We start from the raw sequence: 22,355 nt of genomic DNA, 5'->3' as shown, positions 1-22,355 counted from the left end.
GGCCGTACACCCAAGGAAAGGACACCCGCATGTACATCGGGCTCACCACGATCGTTCTCATCGTGATCGCCGTTCTGGTCGTGCGTGCCCTCAACCGGTGAGAGCCGCTGCGAGGGGCGCCGCCGGATGACCGAGGAGGCACGGCGGGGGCGGTCGGGGCCCTGACCGGACGTCAGTCCGGGGGCATCCGGCTTCCTGTGGCACGGCAGGAAATCGCTGCCGGATGCAGCCATCCCGTTCGGCTCCGGCGACGAACGCTCCGGGGCGTGGAAGCACCGGCCGCTGCGCCCCGCGTCGTCCCTCGAAAGGAAGCAGCCCGTGCTCCCCGATCTCGATGCCCTTCGGCTCGCCGCTCTGCGGACCATCCCGGACCGGCCGAGCGCCGAGACCCTGTTCGATATCGAGGGCGGCACCATCGCCATCGGCCGTCACCTGGACGGCAGCCGCGCCGCTCTGGAGGTGTTCGGTCCGGACGGTGTGGTCTGCGCCACCGTCACCGGCCTTCCCGGGTACGGGCTCGACGCGCTGCTCGACACCCTGTGGGCCGCTGAGGCCGCCACCGGCCTCGTGGAGTCATGGGTGATCGATCTCGGTGACAGCCTCGGCAGCGGCCGTACCTCGAGCCGCCCCCTGGAGCGCCGGGCCGGCACCGTGGCCGAGGCCGACAGCCTGGTGACCGCCGCACGTGAGTTGGTCCTCACCCGTGTCCACGGCGGCCTCGCTCGGACCAGGTACGAGGACTACCGGCCGACGGCCGACCAGAAACTGGTCACCCTGACCGCCGTGGGCCTGGCCGACCTCCCGGCGGAGACCGGGCACCTCCAGCGGGAGTTGGAGACGATCGTCCGGTGGGCCGCGTTCGGCGGGCTCCACCTGCGCGCGGTGGACCGTCCGGGCCGACGGGTGCCGGGGGCACTGGGCCGATCCCTGGCCAACGGCGCCCGCATCGAGCTGCTCGCGGACGGCCCCGGTGCCGACGGCGAGCGGGCCCCGGCGGGCACGGGCCTGCTCACCGCCCCCTATGCCGAGCAGGCCGAGCTCTTCCGTGTCTGGTCTCCTCCCGCCCCCTGACCCCGGTCGGCGCTGGGAGGCCGCCGCCGGTGGGGCACGAAATCCGGTGCGGAGGTTTCCCGAACGGTGCGGAGGTGACACGGAGAACATGGGTAGCTACGTGATCACCGTTCCAGGAACCGTCAGCCGACCGATGGACGGGACGGCCCGCCGGCGGCTGTTGGCCGTCGTACGCGGCGCCGACCCCGACCGGGTCGGCGAAGAGGTCCCCGACCTCGACGTCCTCACCCTCGACGAGCCGGCGGGGACCTTCGTGCTCCGCCTGGAGGTGGACGCCCCCGACCACACCGCCGCCGGCGCGGCAGCCACGGACCTGGCGCGGCGGGCCTTCACGTCGGCCGGCTACCAGGAGGACGCCGTGAGCCTCGGCACCCCTGCGGTCACCGGCATCGACGTGGGCTGACCGGCTGAGCGGCGCACCCCGGTGCGGTCCGCCCGGGGTGCGCCTGCCGGTCAGCCCTCGTGGCCCAGGAGCTTCTCCTTGACCTTGGCCACCGCGAAGCCCCAGCCCTGCTCGACGCCGGCCTTCCCCGGGACGGCCAGCTCCTGGGGGTTGGTCAGGACGTCGAGCAGCACGGGCCCGGGGGTGTCGAAGGCCCGGCGGACGCCCTCCTCCAGCCCGTCCGGGCCGGTGACCCGGATGCCGGTCAGCCCGAGGGCCTCGGCGACGGCCGCGAAGTCCGGCGATTCCAGCTCGGTGCCGAACTCCGGCAGGCCGGCCTGCTCCTGTTCGAGCTTCACCATGCCGAGGCGCCGGTTGTCGAAGACCACCAGCTTGACCGGGAGCCGGTGGGTCCTGATCGTCATCAGATCGCCGAGCAGCATGCTCAGGCCGCCGTCGCCGCAGAACGCGACCACCTGCCGGTCCGGGGCCCAGAGCTGCGCCCCGATGGCCTGCGGCATCGCGTTGGCCATCGAGCCGAGGTTGTAGGAGCCCAGCAGGGACCGCTTGCCGCGCATGGTGACGAACCGCGACAGCCAGACCGTCGCCATGCCGGTGTCGGAGGTGAAGACGGCGTCCTCGGCCGCGCAGGCGTTCACCGCCGCCGCCAGCGCCTCCGGCCGCACGTCGTCCGCGGGGTTGTCCAGGGCGCTGCGCAACCGGCCCACGAGGCGGTGGTCATGCTGCGGGTGGGCGAGCCGGGCCTGGCTGTTCCGCCAGTCCACGAACCGCTCCCGGGCGGTCTCCAGGTGCGTGCGGTCCGCCACCGCGGTCAGGTGCGGCAGCAGCGCCCGCAGGGTCGCCCCGACATCGCCGGTGAGACCGAGGTCGACCGGGGTGCGCCGCCCGAGCCGGCGTTCGCGGAGGTCGACCTGGACGACCTTGCACCCGGTGGGGTACCACTCCCGGTAGGGGAAGTCGGTCCCGAGCATCAGCAGGAGGTCGCAGGAGTCCAGCGCGTGGGCGGCGGCGGGATTCCCGATCAGGCCGGTCTGGCCGACCTGGTAGCTGTTGTCGTCCCCTTCGAAGCCCTCCTTCGCCTTGAGGGTGAGCACCATCGGGGCCGCCAGCCGCTCGGCGGTGGCGATCACCTCCCCGTACGCGTCACGAGCCCCGCGCCCCACCAGGAGCGTCACCCGCCGCGCGGCGTTGAGCAGCTCGGCCGCCTCCCAGACGGCGGTGTCCTCCGGCCGGGTCACGGCCCGCGCGAGGGGGATGCGCACGGGGCGGTCCTGTGGGACCTCCTGGCCGCCCAGGTCGGCCGGGACGGTGAGCACGGCGACGCCGCCCTCGCTGAGGGCGGCGCGGACGGCGGTCTCCAGCAGGCGGGGCAGTTGCTCGGGTGAGGCGACGGTGGCGCGGAAGACCGCGACGTCGCGGAAGAGCAGGTCGTTGTCGACCTCCTGGAAGTAGTCGCCCCCCAGCTCGGCCAGCGGCACCTGGCCGGCGATGGCGAGCACCGGCGTGCCGCTCTTCGCCGCGTCGTACAGGCCGTTCAGCAGGTGCACCGAGCCGGGGCCGACGGTGCCCGCGCAGACGCCCAGCGTCCGCGACAGCTGGGACTGCGCGCCGGCGGCGAACGCCGCCGCCTCCTCGTGGCGGCAGCCCACCCAGTCGATGCCCTCGGTGGTGCGGATGGCGTCGGTCAGCGGGTTGAGGGCATCACCCACCACGCCGAAGACGTGGCGCACGCCCAGGTCCCGCAGCGTGTCGACGATCACTCGGGCGACGGTTCGAGCCACAGTACGTCCTCCGGTTGTCCGGTCTCAGGGGTTCGGAATCTCAGGGGTCTCGCGGGCCTCGGGGCCTCGCGGGTCTCGGGGTCTCGGGGCGTCAGACGGTGAAGCGGTCGGGGTCGGCGGCCTGCCAGTCGCGGGCCCAGTCCGGCGGAGGGCAGGACGTCAGTTCGCCCGGGGAAAGCGGCGGGTGGAGCTCGGCGTAGGAGCGGACCGCCAGGCCGTCCACCCGGCGGTACAGCAGTTCGGGGCCGAGCCGCGCCGGGTCGTCCACGCCCATGGCGGCCATGATCTGCAGGGCGCTGCCGACCGTCGCCGCCTGGTAGCGCCGGACCCGCTGCGCCTTGTCGTCCACCCGCAGCGCGCGGGCCCGGTGCGGGTCCTGGGTGGCCACGCCCACCGGGCAGGTGTTGGTGTGGCAGCGCTGGGCCTGGATGCACCCGAGGGCGAACATCATGGCCCGTGCCGAGTTCGTGTAGTCGGCGCCCTGCACGAGCCGCTTGACCAGGTCGCTGCCGGTGGCGACCTTGCCCCCGGCGCCGATCCGGATCCGGTCCCGCAGGCCGCTGCCCAGGAGGGCGTGGTGGACCGTCAGCAGGCCTTCGGTGAGCGGCAGGCCGACGTGGTCGGCGAACTCCAGCGGCGCGGCGCCGGTGCCGCCCTCGGCACCGTCCACGATGATGAAGTCCGGGGTCACCCCCTCGGCCAGCATCGCCTTGCAGACGGCGAGGAACTGCCGTCGGGAGCCCACGCAGAGCTTGAAGCCGACCGGCTTGCCGCCCGCCAGCTCGCGCATCCGGGCCAGGAACAGGACCAGTTCCCGGGGCGTGGTGAAGACCCGGTGGTACGGCGGCGAGATGACCGTCTCACCCTGGGGGACGCCCCGGACCGACGCGATCTCGGCGTTGACCTTGGCGCCGGGCAGCACCCCGCCGATGCCGGGCTTCGCGCCCTGGCTCAGCTTGAGGGACACGCACCTGACCTGGTCGAGGGCCGCCTTCTCGGCGAACCGGCCCGGGTCGAAGTCGCCGCCCTCCGTCCGGCAGCCGAAGTAGCCGGTGCCGATCTCCCAGACCAGGTCGCCACCGGGCCGCAGGTGGTACTCGGACAGCCCGCCCTCACCGGTGTCGTGGGCGAACCCGCCCAGCGCCGCACCGGAGTTGAGCGCGAGGACGGCGTTGGCCGAGAGCGAGCCGAAGCTCATGGCCGAGACGTTGAGCAAGGCCATGTCGTAGGGCTGGGTACAGTCCGGCCCACCGACCCGCACCCGGGGCGCCTCGTCCGGGACGGCCACCGGCGCCATCGACGGGACCAGGAACTCGCGGCCCGTCTCGTACACGTCGAGCTCGGTCCCGAACGGCTCCTCGGCGTCGGTGCCCTTGGCTCGCTGGTAGACGATGGTGCGGGTGTCGCGGTCGAACGGCCGCCCGTCCACGTTCCGCTCGACGAAGTACTGCTGGACCTCGGGGCGGATACGCTCGAACGCGTACCGCAGGTGCCCGAGGACCGGGTAGTTCCGCAGGATGGAGTGCCGGGTCTGGAACAGGTCCACCACCGCGAGCAGGCCGACCGCCACCAACGGCACCGCGGCCACCCACCACCACGGCGACACCGCGACGGCCGCCCCGACAGCGGCCGCCGCCACGGCCTCCAGCAGTACCACCCACAGGTATCTCAGCATGCCGCTCGTCTAACCCGGACCGGCCCGCCCAACCGCCCCGCTGCCACTGGACGCCCCTGGCCTTCCCCGGCAGAGACGAACCAACGGCCGAGTTCACCGTTCAGAGTGCACTTGGTCGCCGACCCGTGCGTCCGACCCAGCCAGGGACCGGCCACGTCCTAACCTGAGCCCGGCACGCCCCGGGGGCGCCACCCCGGGGACCTGAACCTACGGAGGCACCGCACCATGACCACCGAAATCTCGGAGCTCACCGGGGACTACGTCCTCGACCCCACCCACACCCGGATCGGCTTCGTCGCCCGCCACGCCATGGTCACCAAGGTCCGCGGCGCCTTCCACCAGTTCGAGGGCACCGCGCACCTGGACGGCACGGACCCCGCCAAGTCCACCGCCCAGGTGGTGATCAAGACCGAGAGCATCGACACCGGCGTCGAACAGCGCGACCAGCACCTGCGCACCAACGACTTCCTCGACGCGCCGAACTTCCCCGACATCACCTTCCGCACCACCAAGGTCGAGCAGAAGTCCGACACCGACTACCGGGTCACCGGCGACCTGACCATCAAGGACACCACGAAGCCCGTCACCATCGACTTCGAGTACACCGGCAACGCCGTCGACCCCTACGGCAACCTGCGCGTCGGCCTGGAAGGCGCCGTGACCATCTCCCGCAAGGAGTTCGGCGTGACCTGGAACGCGGCCCTCGAAGGCGGCGGCGTGCTCGTCGGCGACAAGGTCGTCCTGGAGTTCGACGTCTCCGCGATCAAGCAGTCGTAACAACACCTGACCTCCCGGTCACCCAGTCCTCCACCTCCGCCCAGACGCTGCCCCGCCCCCTCAGCTCGTGGGCGGGACAGCGGAGCACCGCGCAAGCGCGTTCGGAGCCGGCGAGCTCCAGGCGCTGTCGCGACTCCTGAACAGAGCCAACGGACCGTTCGACGCAGTTCTGGGTCGGACAGGCCCCGGCGTTGGCTCGGGTCTGGAGGTACTGTGCCGTGTCCCCATCCCCCGACTCCGTGTGCGGCCGGAGTGAGAGAGCGGCTTCACGTACCTCTCGGCGCCCGGCGTCCGTGTTGTCCGCGGACAACATCGGCGCGCCACCCGGTTCGTCGCCCTGTCGGGGCTCGAGGCGAGCTCCCGTTCGAGGCCTCGCGGCGGCGGCCGCCCGAGGAGCCGGGCCGGGCTCGGGGGTCAGGGCCGGGCGGGGTTGTGGAGGAGTAGGTCGTGGCCGAGCGGGGTCAGTTCGTGGCGGACCTGTCGGCCTTCGCGTTGGGTGGCGATGATGCCGGCGGCTCGCAGGGCGGTGGCGTGGGCGGAGGCGGTGGCCGGGCTGAGGCTCAGCCGGGTGGCGAGGGCTGCGGTGGTGCACGGGCCTTGGCCGACTGCTCGGACGGCTCGGGCCCGGGAGGGGCCGAGCAGGAGGGCGAGGCCGTCGGTGTCGGGGGCGGCGGCGGGCTGGGGGCCGGAGCAGCCCGGGTACATCAGGACTGCGGCCCGGCCCTTGTCCGATTGGCCGGTCAAGGTGTGCAGGAAGAGGTTGGGGCGCAGCTCCGCGCCGCGCCCGCCGAGTTCCCAGTGGGCGTCCCAGGCGGTGGGGAGCCGCAGTACGTCGTCGCCGTGCCAGTGGGCGCGGGGTTGCAGGTCCGCGAGCATGGTGCCGGTGCCGGTGTCAGCGGCGGTCCGGGAGCGGCGTGCGATGTCCGCGCCGAGCCTGCGCTGGATGTCGGACCAGTCCGGGGCGAGGCAGGAGCGGAACACTGCTCGGGCGGCCTCGGCGACCGGCCGCAGAGCTCGGGCGCCCTCCTCGCGCAACTGCCGGACGATCGGCGGGAGGCCGGGCTGGTCGCCGTAGAAGTCGAGGTCGGCGCGGATGCGGACATCGGGGGTGGCCAGCATCGCGTCAAGTTCGTCACCGAGGCTGCGGAGGCCTGGGCCGCCTTCGGTGCAGAGGAAGTCGGGGATGCCCGCCGGACTCGCGTTGATCAGGTCCAGGAGGGGAGCGGCCTCGAGCGGCACCAGCGGACGGACCCGGCGCCACCACCGGTCGCGCCGGATCGAGCCGCTCACGCAGCTGTGGCCGGCCCCGGCCAGGCCGCCGAGCACCTGGTCCATCGGCGAGACGGTGAAGGTGGTCCGCGCCATGTCGGCCACTCCGAAGCACAGCTCGAGCATCTTCCCCCCGTGCGCCATCCACTCCTGAACGGATGGACGATCATGCCTGCCGGCCGGCGGTTTGACCAGTATTCGAGCAGGGTCGAATAGCTCGTGCGCCTGTCGGTGCCCTGCCAGGATCACGTTCCACGGCGCCCGGAGCCTTCGGCGGAAGGCCGGGCGCCATCGAACCGAACCGCAACGGGGGAGATCCTCATGAAGTTCCGCAACCCGCTCGGCCGCACCCTCGGTCTGGGCACCGCCATCACCGCGCTGGCCGCGGCCGCCACGGTGGCCGGCGTCGGCACCGCCAGCGCGCACCCGGGTGACAACGTCTGCCGCAGCCCGATCACCGTGCAGGGATACAGCCTGCAGCCCTGCGTCTACCAGGACAGCAGCGGCTACCTGCACGGCAAGGTCATCGCGACCGGCGGCTCCACCGACGTCTACCTGCACATCCAGATCGGCTACCGCTGCGGGACCTCCGGCGCGGTGAACTGGACCCCCGGCACCGACACCTCGACGAAGATCTGGCCGGGCGGCGCGACCCTCTACACCTACCCGAGCAGCGGCGTCGGCGCCTTCTCCGGCTGCCAGGAGTTCTCGAAGACCTGGGTGGTCAACAACGGGATCGCCTACGGCGACGTCGAGGCCGGCCCGATCTACATGTGACCTCCGGAGCGTTGGTGGTGGTCCGCTGCGGCCCACCACCAACGCCCTGCCGGCATCGCCCGACGCCGGGCCGGGCCCCGTAGCCCTGAGGGGGTCGGGCTCGTTCTTCGGGGTGTGATCGGTGTTCCACGGGGCCGCCTCCTCGGCGGCCCGCCTTCGCGGCCGGTCCCGGGACGAGCAGGTGCTGGCCGACCGCGACCGGCGGCAGGCCCGGACGGCGGAGCAGTTCGCCCGGCGGCTCACCTCCGAACTGCTCGGCCGGTGACGCGACACCCGTGAGAGACCGTCCAGTCCCCCGACTGGCAGCAGGGCCACGGTAACGGCCAGCACCGATCGGGTTGTCGGTGCTGGCCGTTACCGTGGCGATCATGGAGATCGAGACCACCGCCATCCGGTACCTGCGCGGGGATGCGACGTCCCCTCAGGCCAAGGGGCCGAAGGTGATCGTGCACGTCTGCAACGACCTGGGCGGCTGGGGCAAGGGCTTCGTGCTGGCGCTGTCGCGGCGCTGGCCCGAGCCGGAGGCCGAGTACCGGCGGTGGCACCGGGAGCGGGCGCGGAACGACTTCGGCCTGGGCGCGCTCCAGCTGGTGCAGGTCACGCCGGACACCTGGGTGGCGAACCTGGTCGGCCAGCGCGGTATCCGTACCGGGCGCTCCTCCGGCGCACCCGTGCGTTACGAGGCCATCGACCGCGGCCTCCAGACCCTGGCCGGGCAGGCCCTCGCGCTGGGCGCCTCCGTCCACATGCCGCGGATCGGCTGCGGCCTGGCCGGCGGGCGCTGGGACCGGATCGAGCCGCTGGTGACGGCTCGGCTGGCGGCGCGCCGGGTGCCCGTGACGGTCTACGACCACGACTGACGGGGCCGGGAAGCGGCCCGGGGGGCGACGGGGTCGCACCCAGGCCGGTAAGTTCGTATGGATACAGAAGTGACAGGGCGGGGGTGTTTGACGAATGATGGGGCGGTCCTGCGGTCGGGGTTGACCGGAAGGACTGTGGAAACTCATCAGGGGGTCATCGTGCGCCTGCGGAAAATCGCCGGCCTCGCCTCCGCCACCAGTGTCGTCCTGGGCATCATCGGTATGCCCGGGTACGCGGTGGCGGACTCTTCGACGCTGTACGTCGACAACAGCAACACCGCCGCGCACTGCGGCGACACCGGTGCGGCGGCCGGGAGCACGGCGCAGCCGTTCTGCACGGTGCAGGCCGCCGCCGACGCCGCGCAGCCCGGGCAGACGGTGCGGGTGGCGAACGGGTACTACGACGAGAGCGTGACGATCACGCACTCGGGCGCGCCGGGGCGGCCGATCACCTTCCTCGGGGGCACCCTGCGAGACACCCAGCGGCCGATCGTCGGCACCGCCGCAGGCGGCGTCGGCCGGGTCGGCCACGCCTTCGTGGTCAAGGGCGTGCAGGACATCCGGATCTCCGGGTTCGGCATGACCGCGAACGCCGAGACGGTCCTGGTCGGCGACTCGGCCCGGGTGGTCCTGGACCAGAACCAGATCTGGTCGACCACCACCGGGCAGCTCGCTCCCGCCACCGTGCGGCTGACCGGGACGACCAGCGACTCCGCCGTCAGCCGGAACCGGGTGTACGCCGGGCAGGCCTCGGTGCTGGTCGACCCGGGCGTCACCGGGGCGCTGGTGAACGGCAACGCGATCGACAACCCGCGCGGCGGCGGGGTCCGGATCACCGATGCCCCGGGCGCGGTGGTCACCGCCAACACCGTCAGCACCCTGTGCGCGCCCGCGATCGCCCTCCAGGGCGGCTCCGGCAAGGCGACGGTCGAGAACAACGTGCTCGCGGCCAACTGGGACGACAGCCGCAACTTCAGCTCCTGCGATCATCCCGCCGACGGCGCCAAGCTGGTCGTCTCGGCCGGCTCCACCACCGGGACCTACGCCGACTACAACCTGGTCAACCCGCTGGGCGACATGCCCGTCTACAGCTGGGCCGATCGGCCGTTCGCCGGCTCGGCGGAGTTCGCCAAGGCCGTCCCCGGCCAGGGCGCCCACGACCTGACGGCCGACCCGCAGCTCGGCTCGGGTCTCGACCAGCTGTCCACCTCTCCCGCGATCGACTCCGCGGACGCGGACGCGCCGGGCGAGCCGACGACGGACCTGCTCGGCTACCACGCGATCGACGACCCGTCCGCCGCCGACACCGGCCACGGTGGCGGCTACCGCGACCGGGGCGCCTTCGAGTTCACCACCTCGACCTACGTCTCCGGCCTGGGGGTCGACCAGCAGCGGGTGCCGGTCGACACCCGGGTGACCTTCCACGGCACGCCGTACCAGACGTGGTCCCCGGCGGTCTCCTACGCGTACGACTTCGGTGACGGCACCCCGCCGGTGACCGGCACCGATGCGGAGGTGACGCACGCCTACCGCGCGGCCGGCTCGTACCGGTACACCGTCACCGCCACCCTCGCGAACGGCGACACGCTGGCCGCCACGGACACCGAGGTGGTCAGCCCGGACGCTCCGCTGGTGCCGGTGCTGAAGATCGTCGACGGCCACGACCCGCTGGAGTACTGGGCCGAGGACGGCGGCACGACCACACCGTGGACGGTCACCGGCCGGACCTACGACTACGGCGACGGCAGCGCGCCCGACAGCAGCTCGTGGAGCGACCACCTGTACTCCCGCGAGGGCGACTACACCGTCACCATGACGGTCACCGACAGCGGCGGCCGGACGGCGAGGACCTCGAAGGTGGTGCACGTCGGCTACCGGCCGAGCGTCTTCCACGCGCTGGCGCCCAAGCGGGTGCTGGACACCCGGCAGCAGCACACCACGCTCGGGCCCGGCCAATCGATCGACGTACGGGTCTTCGACCAGCAGTACCCGGTGGCCTCCGCCGTGGTGCTCAACGTGACGGCGGTCAGCCACAGCGGCGGCGGCTACCTGACGGTGTACCCGAAGGGCTCGGACCGGCCGAAGACCTCGAACGTCAACTTCACGGCCGGCCAGGTGGTGCCGAACCTGGTCACCGTGCTGGCCGAAGGCGGCAGCACCGTCACGGTCTTCAACCACAGCGGCGACACCGACGTGGTGATCGACATCTTCGGCTATTACGAGCCGAACACCGGCGTCGGCGACCGCTTCACGGCCCAGGCGCCCTCACGGCTGCTGGACACCCGGGCGCCGGGCCACTCGCCGGTCGCGGCGGGATCCCCGGTGGAGCTCCCGGTGCGCGGGCAGCACGGGGTGCCGGCGGACGCCACGGCGGTGGTGCTGAACGTGACGGCCACCCGGGGGACCAAGGCGGGGTACTTCTCGCTGTACCCGGAGGCGGGGAAGCCGACGGGGACCAGCAATCTGAACTTCGCGGCCGGGCAGACGGTGGCGAACCAGGTGGTGGTGCCGGTGGGTTCGGACGGGAAGGTGCGGTTGAGCAACTTCCAGGGCAGCGCGGACGCGGTGGTGGACCTGTTCGGGTACTACGGCCCGCACGGGGACAGCCTGTTCAAGCCGGCGACCCCGGTGCGGTTGGTCGACACCCGGGAGGCCGGGCACGGCGCGCTCGGCGCCGGACAGTCGATCGCGGTCGGGGCGGGTGCTCCGGCGGGTGCCACCGGCGCGGTGCTGAACGTGACCGCGACGGCGCCGACCGCGCCGGGCTACCTGACGGTCTGGGCCGACGGCGCCGACCGGCCGGGCACCAGCAACCTCAACTTCCTGCCGGGGCAGACGGTGCCGAACCACGTGACCACGCCGCTGAGCCCGGCCGGGAAGTTCGACGTCTACAACTTCCACGGGAACACCCAGGTCGTCGCCGACCTGTTCGGGTACTTCGTCAAGGGCTGACGGCGCAAAGGAGAAGCCCGGGACCTCACAAGGGGTTCCGGGCTTCGGCGTGCGCGGGGTCAGCGACCGGGGTGTGGCTCCGGGAGCGGGAGGATCGCCTCGCGGCCGTTGGCGGCGAGCCAGGCGGCGTAGTGGGGGCGGTCGGCGGCCAGCTCGAAGTACTGCCGGAGGAGGCGGGCGGCGATCTGGGGGCCGAGGGCGGCGGCCTCGGAGGTGCGGCGCCAGCCGAGCATGATCTGGCGGCAGTGGGGGGTGCCGGTGATGGGGCGGACGGTGACGCCGGGGCCCGGGCGGCCGGTGGCGTAGAGGCCGCCGACGGCCTGGCCGGCGGCGATCAGGGCGAGGGCGGCCGAGGAGTCGTTGGCCGCGTGGCGGATGCGGGGGGTGAAGCCGGCCGCAGCGCAGACGATCCGGAGGCGGGCGTGCAGGCCGGTGTCGTCGGGGGTCATCATGACCCAGTCGTCCTCGGCCAGATCGGCGAGGGCGATCTCGGGCTGGCCGGCCGCCGGGTGGGTCTCGGCGACCATGGCGAAGACCGGCTCGGCCGCGATGATGACCTGCAGGTCGACGTTGTCCGGGGCGCGCACCTCGAAGCCGGGGAACTCGTGGACCACCACCACGTCGAGGGCGCTGGCCGAGAGCCGGTCGAGCAGGGTGCCGACCATCGGCTCCATCACGGTGGGCACGTCCCGGCCCGGGAGGAGATCGCGCAGCACGTCCACCAGGATCGGCACGAACGGCCCCGCCACCCCGCCCACCCGGAGCGCCCCGACCGGCTGGTCCTCCTCGGCCAGGGCCCGCAGGGTGCTCTCGAAGTCGCCGATGTCGGCGAGGAGTTCGCGGGCCCGGGTCACCGCGTACCGGCCGACCTCCGTCGGGGTGACCCCGTCGGGCCGGCGGTGGAACAGGCTGCTGCCCAGGGCCAGTTCGATCCGGTGCAGCTGGGTGGTCAGCGCCGGCTGGGTGACCCGCAGCAGCCGAGCCGCCCGGCGGATGCTGCCGGCGTCCGCGACGGCGACCAGGACCTCCAGGTGGTGAAAGCCCAGTCTCATGCGGTCAGATGCTAGCGAGTTTGACTGTACACCTCCAGGTCTTGACCGCAGGTTCCCGCAGGTTCCCGCCGCCCCCGTATAACCCGGGCGTTATCGCCAGCTGGCATCTGCTCCGCCCGCGCCCCGCCGGAGCAGACTTCGGCGTGTCCCCCGGCCGGGAACTCCCCCACTCCCTCCCCCACTTGGAGAGATCCCATGAGCCCCCGCTCCCGCACGCTCGCGCTGCTCGCCACCACCGCCCTGAGCCTCGCCACGGCCCTGAGCGCGACCGCCCCGGCCACGGCCGCGTCGCACTACCACGGCAGCCACGCCCGCAAGCACGCGGACAACATCTGGGGCGGGTACGTCACTTACGGCTCCACGTTCAAGACGGTGTCGGGCACCTGGAACATCCCGGCCCTGGACTGCACCAACAACAAGGGGATCGCCTCCCCCTGGGTCGGCCTGGACGGCTGGGACAGCGACACCGTGGAGCAGATAGGCATCGACTTCGACTGCTCCACCGGCAAGCCGCAGTACAACACCTGGGTCGAGATGTACCCGCAGAACAGCATCTACTTCAGCGAGCCCGTCCAGGCCGGCGACTCGATGACCGGCACCGTCACCGACAACGGCAGCCACCGGTTCACGCTGACCCTGAGCGACCCCACCAAGGGCTGGACGAAGACGTACCAGAAGACCCTCTCCAGCTCGACCTCGGTGAACGCCGAGGCCATCATGGAGCCGATCGGCTCCGGCTCGGTGCCGACCCTGGCGAAGTTCGGCCCGATGCAGTTCACCGGCGTCACCGTGGACGGCCAGCCGATCTCGAGCTACGCCACCCACCAGTCCACCGTGACCCGGGGCACGACCGTCCTGGCCACCACCGGTGCGCTCTCCGGCAGCGCCTTCGCCATGACCTGGCGCCACGCCTGACGACGGTGGGGAAACGGGGCCGGGCGGCGCGTCAGCGCCGCCCGGCCCCGACCCGTGAGGTCCGTGCGGGACCTACGCGGCGCGCCAGCCCTGGGCCGCCACCACCTCGGTCAGCCGGTCGTACCGGCGCTGTGATCATCGGCCCGGCCGCCTCGCTGACCGCCGTGCGCGAGGTGGAGCGGACCGGGTACCCGGTGACCCTCGGCGTGATCGACGCCGACCCGATCCGCGTCCAGGTGCTCTTCGAGCAGGCCGACTGCGACCGGGCGTACGCCCTCGGCCTGGCCGAGGACCTGATCCGGGCCTTCGCCGAGCTCTGCCGGCCTTCCTGAGCACCCGTCACCCCACACCCGTCGTCTTTGGAGGAGAGAACGTGTTCGAGCTCAGTGTCGTCGGCGGTACGGCGATCCGCGGGATCATCGCCGAGGCCCGGCCCGAGATCGTGGCCGAGGTGCGGGAGACGTACCTGGCCCACGCGGCGGGCGACAGCGTCAACCCCGACAGCTACTTCCTGCGCTTCCCCGACCGGCCCGACGACCGCATCATCGCCCTGCCGGCCCGGATCGGCGGCCGGCACCAGGTGGCCGGGATCAAGTGGCCGGGATCAAGTGGATCGCCTCCTTCCCGTCCAACATCCAGCGCAACATCCCGCGCGCCTCGGCCGTCCTGGTGCTCAACGACGCCGAGACCGGCTACCCGTTCGCCTTCCTGGAGGCCTCCCAGATCAGCGCGGCCCGCACCGCCGCCTCCGCCGCGCTGGCCGCCCAGGAGCTCACCGGTACGCGCCGGGCCGAGCGGTTCGCCGTGATCGGCGGCGGCCTGATCGCGCGGACGGTGCTGGACTTCCTGGCCGCCCAGGGCTGGCAGATCGGCCTCCTCGCCGTCCACGACCGCGAGGAGCGGTACGCCCGCCACCTCGCCGAACACGCGGCCCGGGTGCTCGGCTGCGACACCGTGGTGGAATCCAGCCCCGAGGCCGCGGTCCGGGGCTCGGAGGTGGCACTGCTGGCCACCACCGCCCCCGCGCCCTACCTGGCGGACCCGCAGCTCTTCCACCCCGGCCAGGTGGTGCTGAACGTCTCGCTGCGCGACCTCGCCCCCGAGGTGATCCTCGGCGCCTGCAACATCCTGGACGACGTCGAGCACTGCATGAAGGCGAACACCTCTCCGCACCTGGCCGAACAGGCCTGCGGCCACCGCGAGTTCGTCGACGGCACGCTGGCCGACGTGCTGAACGGGGTGGTCACCCCGGACCGGAGCCGCCCGATCGTCTTCTCCCCCTTCGGCCTCGGCGTCCTGGACCTGGCCGTCGGGGCGCTGGTCCTCGGCCTCGCCGAGAAGGAGGGCTCGGCCCTCCAGGTGGACGGCTTCTTCGGCGAGACCGAGCGCTGGTAGCCCGCCGGCGGCCGGCCCCGGGACATCACCCCGGGGTCGGCCGCCGCACACCGAAACCGTCTTGCGCACCGGGCGCCCGCTCTGCGATCTTTCCCGGATGGTCCACGCTCTCGAACGCCTGGTCGTCCGGCACACCCACCGCCTCCCCGTCCCGCCCGCCCCGGCCGGATCCTCCCGTCAAGGGGCGTTCGCGGCACGGCAGTTGGACACGGCCCTGCTCTCGGTGGGCTTCAAGCTCTCCGGCCCGCTGCTCGCCCACCTCTCCGGCCTGCCCGAGCAGACCGTCACCGAGCTCGGCGCCCGCACCCTGGCCACCGTCCGCGAGCTGCTCGGCGACCACGTCCGGCACAACGCGTACTTCGTCGACTTCCCGCTGCACGTGCCGAGCACCTTCGACTTCTGGACCAGCTGCATCGCCGAGGCCCTGGCCGACCCGGCCGCCCGCGAGTCCGTGCTGGCCCAGCTGAGCACCGGCGTGGTCGACCTGCTCACCCTCCCGAGCTACGGCACCTACCAGCACGGCTACGAGCAACTCCTGGCCGCCCACGAGGAGTTGATTGCCACCGCCGGCGACCGCCTGACCGTGCTCCACCTCGGTGCCACCCTCCCCGAGGAGCTCTCCACCCTCTACCTGGCGCTGGCCTCCGCCGCCACCCCGCACGGCGAGGAGGCCCTGGCCGACCTCACCACCCTCGCCGCCGAGTGCGCCGCCGGCCCCCAGCCGGAGCGGATCCCGATCCGGGAGAACCGGGCCGTGATCAACCTGGTCCGCCTCCACCGGGGCGCCCCGCTGCTGCTGGACACCGTCACCGACGTGCTCCGCCTGGCCTGCGCCTTCGCCGAGGGCGACCCGACCCTGGCCACCCCGACCCGGTTGCGCGCCTTCCCGCGCCGCATCCGGCGCCTGCTGCTGGCCGGCCTGGACGCCGTGACCGCCGCCGCCCCGGCCAAGCTCGCCGACGTGCCCGCCCACCGCGAGGCGTTCAAGCGGCTCGGCGAGCGGCTCCACCCGCACGAGTACCCGCACTGGCCGCAGGCCGCCCGGGTCTTCGCCGTGGCCCGGGGCGAGGAGCCCGCCCCCTCCTTCGACAGCCTAGTCGAGCACCTGCTCGCCGCCGAGGACTTCCCCGGCGCCGTCGAGCAGTTGGCCACCGCCCCCGGCCGCCTGTTCCGCGCCCTCGACCGCCTGCTCCGCCACCCGGCCGCCGCCGAACACCAGGACGCCCTGCTCGCCGCCGTCGAGCGCAGCGCCCCCGGCGCGGCCGGCCGCGTGCTGCTCGCCGTCCGCGAGCACCTGCAGAACCGCTGGGCCTCCCAGGGCACCGCCCACCGCGTCTTCGTCAACCGCCGCGGCGGCGCCTGGGCCACGGCCGACACCCGCCCGCCCCTGCTGCCGGCCCTGCGCGAGCGCCTCACCACCCTGCTCGACGCCGAGCTGCGCCGCCGCCTCCCCCGCCCCGACCACCTCTACGTGGACCCGGCGATCCTCGACGTCGCCCTCCCGCTCAGCGGCCGGGCCACCACCGGCGGGCTCGGCGTGCTCCCCCGGGGCTCCCAACTCCTGGTGGAAGGCGAGCACCTGCGCTTCTTCGTGTACTGGAAGGAGACCGCCCGCAGCACCGACTTCGACCTCGCCGCGCTGATGCTCGACGCCAAGTACGAGACCCTCTCCTGGCTCTCCTACACCGCCCTCACCACCATGGACGGCGAGCACTCCGGCGACATCACCGAAGCCCCCGACGGCGCCAGCGAGTTCATCAACCTCCGGCTGGGCGCCGTCACCGGCGACTACATCGTGCCCCAGGTCAACATCTACTCCGGCGAGGGCTTCGAGGAGGTGGCGGAGTCCTTCTTCGGCTTCATGCTCCGCGACCCGGCCGCCCTCGGCCTCCCCTTCGAGCCCAGGACCGTCCGCGCCAAGTCCGAGCTCCGCGGCCCCGGCCGGGTCGCCCTCCCCCTGGTCTTCGCCCGCTACGGCGACGACTGGTACGCGAAGTGGCTCCACCTCCACCTCAAGGGCTACCCGACCGCCAACCGGGTCGAGTCCAACCGCGTCTCGGTCGCCCAGCTCGTCCAAGCCGTGGTCGAGCGCCAGTACCTGACCGTCCGCTACCTCACCAGCCTGATGTCCCCCGCCCTCCCGCTCCCCCAGACGCCCCCCGCCTTCCCGATCACCTACCTCGGCCTGACCCGCCCCGAGGGCCTCCACCCCGGCTCCACCGTGATCACCCCGGAAAACCTCCGTGACCTGATCCCGGAGTAACTGCTACCTTTCCCTCGGGCGAGGCCATGGCAGGGCTTCCTTCTCACCAATCCTTGAAACTAGTCCCGCCGCTCTCCTCCCCACACCCGAGCCCCCACCGAATCCGGTGGGGGCTCTGCGCCGTGTCGGCCTGCAGCCAGCGCGTCAGTTCCCATCATGATCAGCACCCGGGCCGGCCGACGTCCGCCGCGCGCGCAGCACCTCGGGGCGTCACGCGTCACGCGTCGCCCTCGGCCACCTCGACCGCCGGGCGGGTCCAGAGTGTGAGGTCGCTGCTGGTGGCGACGGCAAGGGTGCGCCCGGACGGGGAGAAGCCGGCGGCGCGGAGCTCGGAGTGAGCGGAGTCGAAGATGTGCCACCAGGTCTCGCCGTGCGGGCCGTCGTGCGGCATGCCGCCGTCGGTCGACAGCAGAACGCGGTCGTTCGGCCAATCCGGACTGACGACCTCCACCGTCCAACCGTCCTGAGTGGTGGTGTGCAGACCGCCCCCGAAGAGCCCGGCGATGCGAACGCGGGTCCCGGCGAGCGGGCCGATGCCGGGGCAGGAGAGATCGGGCACGGCGTCGGGGGTGCTGTCCTCGGGACCAGGGTCGAGTTCCCGGGCGATCTTCTCGCCGGTAGCGGCGTCGAAGAGCCCGTGGCCGTCGACCGAAACCACCATCACCAGATCGCGGTCGTCCTCGGGCGCAGTGGCGAAGCCGATGCCGAGCAGCCCGCCGATCGGAGTGCACCGCCCGAAGGTCCCGCGCCAAGGAGTGGGCGCCGGCAGGACGGGAACGGACCGGAACCGTTCGCGCAGCAGTTGCTGGTAGTCGGAGATCACGGTGGGTCCGTCCCTTCGTCTGGGCATCAGACCCTATGCCAGTCGATGCGACCCCTGTCGGCCACGACCCAGATCTCCGCCCCGCACAAACTGACTGTCCGTCAAATTGTTCACCCCTTCGCCGAATCCGGCGATACCAACGCCACCGTGGCCGACCTACTCCACGCCCGCCTGCACGACCTCGCCGAGGAACACCACCGCCGGCGCGTCATCCCCGCCCCTTCCCGGGCCTGAGCCCCGTCTGAGCCCCCGCTGCACCTGGGGCCCTCCGCTCCGCCCACGAACCGCCGTTCGCACGAAACGGATCGGCCCCAGGGCCCCCACCTGCGTCGAAAAGCTGTCCGCCCGAGCCCCTACGATGACCGCCATGACTACCGAGGGGCCAGGCGCCCAGCTCATCGACGGCCGCTTCGAACTGCTGGAGCGGCTCGGTGGCGGCGGCATGGGCCTGGTCTGGCGGGCCCGGGACGTGGTGCTGCAGCGGGAGGTGGCCCTCAAGGAGGTGCGGCCGCCCGACCCGGCCATGCTCGCGGCCGACCCGGCGGCGGCGTACGAGCTGCGCGAGCGGGTGCTGCGCGAGGCGCAGGCGCTGGCCCGGCTCCAGCACCCCAACGTGGTGATCATCTACCACATCGTGGACAACGCCCAACTCCCGCACCCCTGGCTGGTGATGGAGCTGGTCACCGGCGGCTCGCTGCACGACCGGATCAAGCAGGGCCCGCTCGCCCCGGCCGAGGCCGCCCGGATCGGCCGCGGCCTGCTCTCCGCGCTGCGCGCGGCCCACGCCGCCGGCATCCTGCACCGCGACGTCAAGCCGGCCAACGTGCTGATGCGCACCGACGGCACCCCCGTACTCACCGACTTCGGCATCGCCGCCCTGAGCGAGACCACCAGCCTCACCGCCACCGGTTCGCTGATCGGCTCGCCCGAGTTCATCGCCCCCGAGCGGATCCGCGGCCAGGAGGGCAACCCCTCCTCCGACCTCTGGTCGCTCGGCATGATGCTGTACGTCGCCGTGGAGGGCCACCACCCGCTGCGCCGCGCCACCACCCTGGCCACCCTGGCCGCGATCCTCGACGAGCCCCTCCCCCCGCCGACCCGCTCCGGCCCGCTCGGCGCGACCCTGGCCGCCCTGCTCTCCCGCGACCCGGCCGCCCGCCCGGACGCCGCCCGGCTCGACCGCCTGTTCGCCGCCGCCGAGCAGGGCCTCGACGGCACCACGGCCCACGGCACCCCGTACTCCCCCACCCAGGCGACCGCGGCGCCCCACACCCCGCCGTCCCCCTACACCCCGACCCAGGCCACCCCCGCGCCACAAGCGCCGCACACGCCCTACCCTCCCCGCAACGGCGGGCCACAGGACGCCGTCCCCACCGGCTACGCCCAGACCCCACCGCACCAGCCCCTCCAGCCGCCCGCTCGGAAGCCGGCCCGCCGCACCGGCCCGGCCCTCGCGGCGGCGGCCGGCGTCGCGGTGATCGCCCTGCTCGGCTGGTCGCTGCTGCCCGGCCTGCTCGACTCCGGCAACCACGCCACCGCCGGCTCGGCCGGCCAGTCCACCACCCCGAAGGCCGCCCCGCCCACGGCGAAGACGCCCGGCGCCACCACACCCACCGCCGCCCTCACCACCGACGTCCCCGAGGACTCCAGCCCGAGCACCGCGGCCGTGCCCGCCACCGGCAAGGACCTGCTCACCCCGGACGGCGCCCGCAGCCTGGTGGCGGCGATCAGCGCGGCCACCGGCAGCAGCACGATCACCGACATGACGGTCTACCCGGACTACGCCAGCGCCGACGTGGTCTCGAAGGACAACCCGCACCACTACGACTCGGTCGACTACCGCGACGGCAAGGTCACCCGCGACCGCACCGGCACCGTGCAGTCCGACGCCAAGACCGTCGATCTCACCAAGATCGACTGGAACCAGCTCCCCGCCACCCTGGCCACGGCCAAGACCCGCCTCGGCGTCGCCAACCCCAAGTCGCGCTACCTGATCGTGGACTACGGCTGGTTCTCCGACGAGATCACCATCCGCTACTACCTCACCGACGACTACGGCAGCGGCGGCTACCTCACCGCCGGCGCCACCGGCAAGGTGCTCCAGGTGGTCAAGTCCTGAACCGACCGGCCGCGATGGTCGTGGTCCGTGCCACGGGGTACACGAAGAACAGGGAGACCCCGTAGAACGGAGGCTGATCATGGGACGAAAGGTGAGCGCCACCGGGTGGGCGCGGTGCTTCCCGGTGGGCAACGGGCCACGCGCGGCCCGACGTTGGACACTCAAGCACCTGGCCGACCTCGGGTGGACGTCCAGGGCGCCGGACACCGTGGACGATGTGCTGCTGGCCGTCTCCGAGCTGGTCACCAACGCCCATGTGCACGCGCACAGCAGCGCCCAGCTCGTGCTGCTCCGGGACCGGGACTGCCTGTACGTCAGCATCCACGACCACTCGCCCGAACTGCCGGCCCCCCGTCCGCCGGACGAGGACCGGGCCGGCGGACGCGGCCTGGCCATCGTCGCCGTGCTCGCCGACAGCTGGCGGGCCTACCCGCAGGCCGACGGCAAGACCATCTGCGCCTGCTTCCGCCCGCACGGCTGAAAGACTGAACGGCCCAACGGCTCAACGGCTGAACGGCTGAACGGCTGAACGGCCCACCAGCCTTCACGGCCGAGCAGCCCACCCGCGCCTCACGGCCGGGCGAGCCGCTGCCGCGCCTCGACGGCCCGCACAGTCTGCTTCAGTGCCTTGGCCAGCACGCCCCGGCCCACGCTGCCGAGCAGCAGGCCGGTGACCCGGCCCTTGAGGTTCCTGCCCTCGCGGACCACCGTCACGTCCAGCCGGGTCGAGCCGTCGGGCAGCCGGGTGAAGGCGTAGGTGTGACCCGAGGCGCCGCCCCAGAGGTTGGAGTCCACCGTGGTCATCACCACCCGCTCGGGGTCGGACCAGTCGTACCGCAGCCGCTCCCACACCCCGCCCGACCCCTCGGTGACCTCGGCCCGGCTCTCCCCCGTCGCATGGATCCGCAGGTACTCGTCCGCGCTGTTGGGGAACAGCTCCTGCCGGCCCGGCCCGAAGTCGGTCAGGCAGGCCACGAACTGCTCGGGGGTGGCCGTGGTCTGCTCGGTGAAGTGGATGGTCGCCATGGTCTCTGCTCCTCGTCTCGGTGCCGTCGCCGGCTGACCCCAGACTCCCCGGCCGCCCCACCCCGTCGAGCCCGTGTCCGCCCCTGGCCCTCACCCGGGCCTGCCCCGGGCCGGGCACGGGCCCGTACCCGGGCCAGGGGTGACCAGGGTCGAGCACGGGCTCGACCGGCCCGCCGGTCCGGCATCGTCATCGGTGGCCGCCGAGCGGTGGTCAGCGAGACGGACGGAGCGGGCAGATGAGCGGGCAGATGGTGGAGTTCAAGATCGAGGTCGTGGTGGTCCCGGTGTCGGACGTGGACCGGGCCAAGGAGTTCTACACCCGGATCGGGTTCCGCGAGGACGTGGACTTCGCCGGGCCCGAGGGGTTCCGGGTGGTGCACCTGACCCCGCCCGGGTCGGCCGTCTCACTGGTCATCGGCAGCGGGGTGACGGAGGCCGCGCCCGGCTCCGAGCAGGGCGTGCACCTGATCGTGGCAGACATCCTGGCGGCCCGGGCCGAGTTGGTGGCCGCCGGGGTCGAGGTCAGCGAGGTGTTCCACGACGCCGGCGGCGTCTTCCACCACGCGGGGACGGCCCACCGGGTGCCCGGCCCGCACCCGGAGCGGCGCTCGTACGGCTCCTTCGCCTCCTTCGCCGACCCGGACGGCAACACCTTCCTGCTCCAGGAGGTCACCACCCGCCGCCCGGGCCGGATCAGCCACGCCGTGTACCGCTCGGCCGAGGAGATCGAGGCGGCCCTACGCGACACCGCCCTCGCCCACCACGCGTACGAACTCGAACTCGGCCACCGCGACGAGGACTGGCCCACCTGGTACGCCGCCCACCTGGCCCGCGCCGCCGGCCTCGACAGCTGACCGCCACCCCTACCGAGAGGGAGTACCCCCAGATGACGGATTTCCCCGACTCCACACCCGACTCCACCACCGACTCCACCCCCGGCCGCGCCGCCCCCCTCCGCGCACCCACCGCACCACCCGAACTGCCCACGCTGACCTGGCAGGAGCACCGGATCGCCGACCTGGCCGCCGGCGGCCTGACCAACAAGCAGATCGGCGCCCGGCTGCACCTCTCCCCACGCACCGTCAGCTCGCATCTGTACCACGCCTTCCCGAAGTTGGGCGTCACGACCCGAGCGGCCCTGCGCGACGCCCTCACCCGCACCGCATCAGTCACCCGCCCCTGATCCCCGCTCCGAGA

20 protein-coding genes and 2 pseudogenes are annotated in these 22,355 nt (G+C 72.9%); 16 read left to right on the top strand and 6 right to left on the bottom strand.

Going from position 1 to position 22,355, the window contains the following annotated elements:
* The first annotated feature begins 318 nt into the window (after positions 1-318).
* On the top strand, positions 319-1,071 hold the full coding sequence (locus CFP65_RS34705) for a hypothetical protein (protein WP_104819894.1): 753 nt from the start codon (positions 319-321) through the stop codon (positions 1,069-1,071).
* Between the two features lie 88 nt (positions 1,072-1,159).
* A complete protein-coding gene (locus CFP65_RS34700) occupies positions 1,160-1,474 on the top strand; it encodes a hypothetical protein (RefSeq protein WP_158702507.1) in 315 nt (104 codons plus the stop codon).
* A gap of 50 nt (positions 1,475-1,524) precedes the next feature.
* Here the strand turns inward: CFP65_RS34700 and CFP65_RS34695 are convergent, their stop codons facing one another.
* Complete coding sequence (locus CFP65_RS34695; RefSeq protein WP_104819892.1) at positions 1,525-3,255, bottom strand: thiamine pyrophosphate-dependent enzyme; 1,731 nt, start codon at positions 3,253-3,255, stop codon at positions 1,525-1,527.
* Between the two features lie 91 nt (positions 3,256-3,346).
* Positions 3,347-4,930 (bottom strand): FMN-binding glutamate synthase family protein, encoded by a 1,584-nt coding sequence (locus tag CFP65_RS34690; RefSeq protein WP_104819891.1) that lies wholly within the window; start codon positions 4,928-4,930, stop codon positions 3,347-3,349.
* Between the two features lie 225 nt (positions 4,931-5,155).
* Between CFP65_RS34690 and CFP65_RS34685 the strand changes: the two genes are divergently transcribed.
* Positions 5,156-5,707: a YceI family protein gene (locus tag CFP65_RS34685; protein WP_104819890.1), complete on the top strand. Its 552-nt coding sequence runs from the start codon at positions 5,156-5,158 to the stop codon at positions 5,705-5,707.
* Between the two features lie 414 nt (positions 5,708-6,121).
* Here CFP65_RS34685 and CFP65_RS34680 read toward each other — a convergent pair whose 3' ends face one another.
* Positions 6,122-7,120, bottom strand: a complete 999-nt coding sequence (locus tag CFP65_RS34680) for a helix-turn-helix transcriptional regulator (RefSeq protein ID WP_104819889.1) — start codon at positions 7,118-7,120, stop codon at positions 6,122-6,124.
* Between the two features lie 177 nt (positions 7,121-7,297).
* Between CFP65_RS34680 and CFP65_RS34675 the strand changes: the two genes are divergently transcribed.
* The 4 genes from CFP65_RS34675 to CFP65_RS34665 all read left to right on the top strand — a co-directional run bounded on the left by CFP65_RS34675 (position 7,298) and on the right by CFP65_RS34665 (position 11,565).
* Positions 7,298-7,753, top strand: coding sequence for a hypothetical protein (locus CFP65_RS34675; RefSeq protein WP_104819888.1), 456 nt, complete (start codon positions 7,298-7,300; stop codon positions 7,751-7,753).
* A 121-nt stretch (positions 7,754-7,874) separates the two neighbouring features.
* A complete protein-coding gene (locus tag CFP65_RS39430) occupies positions 7,875-8,018 on the top strand; it encodes a hypothetical protein (RefSeq protein WP_158702505.1) in 144 nt (47 codons plus the stop codon).
* A gap of 103 nt (positions 8,019-8,121) precedes the next feature.
* A complete protein-coding gene (locus CFP65_RS34670) occupies positions 8,122-8,613 on the top strand; it encodes a macro domain-containing protein (RefSeq protein ID WP_104821342.1) in 492 nt (163 codons plus the stop codon).
* 159 nt (positions 8,614-8,772) lie between these two features.
* The gene (locus tag CFP65_RS34665; RefSeq protein ID WP_158702504.1) at positions 8,773-11,565 is read left to right on the top strand and encodes a right-handed parallel beta-helix repeat-containing protein; all 2,793 of its coding nucleotides are present in this window, start codon (positions 8,773-8,775) and stop codon (positions 11,563-11,565) included.
* A 59-nt stretch (positions 11,566-11,624) separates the two neighbouring features.
* Here the strand turns inward: CFP65_RS34665 and CFP65_RS34660 are convergent, their stop codons facing one another.
* The gene (locus CFP65_RS34660; protein WP_104819886.1) at positions 11,625-12,617 is read right to left on the bottom strand and encodes a LysR family transcriptional regulator; all 993 of its coding nucleotides are present in this window, start codon (positions 12,615-12,617) and stop codon (positions 11,625-11,627) included.
* Positions 12,618-12,812: 195 nt separating this feature from the next.
* On the opposite strand from CFP65_RS34660, the gene CFP65_RS34655 reads away from it, so the two are divergent.
* From CFP65_RS34655 to CFP65_RS34640, 4 genes and pseudogenes are all read left to right on the top strand, one after another.
* The gene (locus CFP65_RS34655) at positions 12,813-13,532 is read left to right on the top strand and encodes a G1 family glutamic endopeptidase (protein WP_104819885.1); all 720 of its coding nucleotides are present in this window, start codon (positions 12,813-12,815) and stop codon (positions 13,530-13,532) included.
* Between the two features lie 131 nt (positions 13,533-13,663).
* Complete coding sequence (locus CFP65_RS34650) at positions 13,664-13,864, top strand: hypothetical protein (protein ID WP_104819884.1); 201 nt, start codon at positions 13,664-13,666, stop codon at positions 13,862-13,864.
* A gap of 41 nt (positions 13,865-13,905) precedes the next feature.
* Positions 13,906-14,927: pseudogene (gene sbnB / locus CFP65_RS34645) on the top strand (2,3-diaminopropionate biosynthesis protein SbnB).
* Positions 14,928-15,024: 97 nt separating this feature from the next.
* Complete coding sequence (locus tag CFP65_RS34640; RefSeq protein ID WP_104819883.1) at positions 15,025-17,190, top strand: TerD family protein; 2,166 nt, start codon at positions 15,025-15,027, stop codon at positions 17,188-17,190.
* Positions 17,191-17,407: 217 nt separating this feature from the next.
* Here the strand turns inward: CFP65_RS34640 and CFP65_RS34635 are convergent, their stop codons facing one another.
* Positions 17,408-18,013 carry a hypothetical protein gene (locus CFP65_RS34635; protein ID WP_104819882.1) on the bottom strand — a complete coding sequence of 202 codons (606 nt, stop codon included), beginning with the start codon at positions 18,011-18,013 and terminating at the stop codon, positions 17,408-17,410.
* A 45-nt stretch (positions 18,014-18,058) separates the two neighbouring features.
* Between CFP65_RS34635 and CFP65_RS39425 the strand changes: the two genes are divergently transcribed.
* From CFP65_RS39425 to CFP65_RS34620, 3 genes are all read left to right on the top strand, one after another.
* Positions 18,059-18,247, top strand: a complete 189-nt coding sequence (locus CFP65_RS39425) for a hypothetical protein (protein WP_158702503.1) — start codon at positions 18,059-18,061, stop codon at positions 18,245-18,247.
* 133 nt (positions 18,248-18,380) lie between these two features.
* Positions 18,381-20,132: a serine/threonine-protein kinase gene (locus tag CFP65_RS34625; RefSeq protein WP_104819880.1), complete on the top strand. Its 1,752-nt coding sequence runs from the start codon at positions 18,381-18,383 to the stop codon at positions 20,130-20,132.
* Between the two features lie 79 nt (positions 20,133-20,211).
* Positions 20,212-20,613 (top strand): ATP-binding protein, encoded by a 402-nt coding sequence (locus CFP65_RS34620; protein WP_174805600.1) that lies wholly within the window; start codon positions 20,212-20,214, stop codon positions 20,611-20,613.
* An 89-nt stretch (positions 20,614-20,702) separates the two neighbouring features.
* On the opposite strand, the gene CFP65_RS34615 is transcribed toward CFP65_RS34620, so the two are convergent.
* Positions 20,703-21,158 (bottom strand): SRPBCC family protein, encoded by a 456-nt coding sequence (locus CFP65_RS34615; protein WP_104819878.1) that lies wholly within the window; start codon positions 21,156-21,158, stop codon positions 20,703-20,705.
* Between the two features lie 236 nt (positions 21,159-21,394).
* Here CFP65_RS34615 and CFP65_RS34610 point away from each other — a divergent pair, with 236 nt between their 5' ends.
* Together CFP65_RS34610 and CFP65_RS34605 are read left to right on the top strand one after the other, a co-directional pair.
* The gene (locus tag CFP65_RS34610; RefSeq protein WP_371682496.1) at positions 21,395-22,012 is read left to right on the top strand and encodes a VOC family protein; all 618 of its coding nucleotides are present in this window, start codon (positions 21,395-21,397) and stop codon (positions 22,010-22,012) included.
* 125 nt (positions 22,013-22,137) lie between these two features.
* Positions 22,138-22,341 (top strand): annotated as a pseudogene (locus CFP65_RS34605) (helix-turn-helix transcriptional regulator); the annotation flags it as partial.
* Positions 22,342-22,355: the final 14 nt, after the last annotated feature.

Origin of the sequence: Kitasatospora sp. MMS16-BH015 (assembly GCF_002943525.1) — a bacterium.
Lineage (GTDB): Bacteria > Actinomycetota > Actinomycetes > Streptomycetales > Streptomycetaceae > Kitasatospora.
This window is presented reverse-complemented; position numbering and strand designations above follow the sequence as displayed.

Excerpts from the sequence above, each read along its gene's own strand:
- CFP65_RS34675 (WP_104819888.1), top strand. The coding sequence starts at position 7,298 with ATGAAGTTCCGCAACCCGCTCGGCCGCACCCTCGGTCTGGGCACCGCC.
- CFP65_RS34685 (WP_104819890.1), top strand. The coding sequence starts at position 5,156 with ATGACCACCGAAATCTCGGAGCTCACCGGGGACTACGTCCTCGACCCC.
- CFP65_RS34670 (WP_104821342.1), top strand. The coding sequence starts at position 8,122 with ATGGAGATCGAGACCACCGCCATCCGGTACCTGCGCGGGGATGCGACG.
- CFP65_RS34700 (WP_158702507.1), top strand. The coding sequence starts at position 1,160 with ATGGGTAGCTACGTGATCACCGTTCCAGGAACCGTCAGCCGACCGATG.
- CFP65_RS34640 (WP_104819883.1), top strand. The coding sequence starts at position 15,025 with ATGGTCCACGCTCTCGAACGCCTGGTCGTCCGGCACACCCACCGCCTC.
- CFP65_RS39425 (WP_158702503.1), top strand. The coding sequence starts at position 18,059 with ATGCGACCCCTGTCGGCCACGACCCAGATCTCCGCCCCGCACAAACTG.
- CFP65_RS34625 (WP_104819880.1), top strand. The coding sequence starts at position 18,381 with ATGACTACCGAGGGGCCAGGCGCCCAGCTCATCGACGGCCGCTTCGAA.
- CFP65_RS34610 (WP_371682496.1), top strand. The coding sequence starts at position 21,395 with ATGAGCGGGCAGATGGTGGAGTTCAAGATCGAGGTCGTGGTGGTCCCG.
- CFP65_RS34660 (WP_104819886.1), bottom strand. The coding sequence starts at position 12,617 with ATGAGACTGGGCTTTCACCACCTGGAGGTCCTGGTCGCCGTCGCGGAC.
- CFP65_RS34615 (WP_104819878.1), bottom strand. The coding sequence starts at position 21,158 with ATGGCGACCATCCACTTCACCGAGCAGACCACGGCCACCCCCGAGCAG.
- CFP65_RS34655 (WP_104819885.1), top strand. The coding sequence starts at position 12,813 with ATGAGCCCCCGCTCCCGCACGCTCGCGCTGCTCGCCACCACCGCCCTG.
- CFP65_RS34690 (WP_104819891.1), bottom strand. The coding sequence starts at position 4,930 with ATGCTGAGATACCTGTGGGTGGTACTGCTGGAGGCCGTGGCGGCGGCC.
- CFP65_RS34620 (WP_174805600.1), top strand. The coding sequence starts at position 20,212 with ATGGGACGAAAGGTGAGCGCCACCGGGTGGGCGCGGTGCTTCCCGGTG.
- CFP65_RS34680 (WP_104819889.1), bottom strand. The coding sequence starts at position 7,120 with ATGGCGCACGGGGGGAAGATGCTCGAGCTGTGCTTCGGAGTGGCCGAC.